At 44.4% G+C, this 719-nt stretch carries 1 protein-coding gene and 1 pseudogene; one reads left to right on the plus strand and one right to left on the minus strand.

The window, feature by feature from the left end:
- A partial coding sequence (locus R7Q09_RS25540) for a queuosine precursor transporter (protein WP_318143862.1) occupies positions 1 to 362 on the plus strand: 362 nt, incomplete at its 5' end.
- 130 nt (positions 363 to 492) lie between these two features.
- On the opposite strand, the pseudogene opaR reads toward R7Q09_RS25540, so the two are convergent.
- A pseudogene (opaR, locus tag R7Q09_RS25545) lies at positions 493 to 719 on the minus strand (transcriptional regulator OpaR); the annotation flags it as partial.

The following is a 719-nucleotide window of genomic DNA, read 5'->3' on the forward strand; positions in this document are numbered from 1 at the left end:
AATTTAACCTGTTTGTCGCACGTATTGCGATTGCGAGTTTCATGGCTTACTTACTTGGTCAGATCATGGATGTGCATGTGTTCAACCGTCTACGCCAAATGAAGCAGTGGTGGGTAGCTCCAACGTGTTCGACACTCTTTGGTAATGCGCTAGATACCATCGCGTTCTTTGCGATTGCATTCTACCAAAGTCCAGATCCATTTATGGCTGAGCATTGGACGGAAATCGCGCTGGTGGATTACGGCTTCAAGTTGGTGATCAGCCTTGGCTTGTTTGTCCCAATGTACGGTGTATTACTGAATTATCTGATTAAGAAGCTAACCGCAGTAAACCCAGACTTCAAAGTGAGTACGGCGGCGTAATATCGCTGATTGAATGTGAATAACAAAAAAGCCGCTGAATCCAGCGGTTTTTTTGTATTTGAATGTTCGAAGCGGACAAACATAGAAAAGCCCACCATGTGGTGGGCTTGTTTGTATTCAAACCTGAGCTTTAGTGTTCGCGATTGTAGATGCAAAGCATATCTAGGTAAGCGCTCACGAGCTCTTTCAACTCGGCTTCACCTTTGAAGCGGTTTGCTTGTACGAACAGCGAGTAACAAATACCGTGGAATAGATTTGCCAAGTGTTCTGAATCGTGTTGGTCACACACTTCACCGCGTTCAATCGCTTTAATGAACATGTTTTGAACCAATAATTGGTTAGTGCGGTTGGTAGACA

The sequence above is a fragment of the Vibrio sp. 2130-1 genome (genome assembly GCF_033339515.1).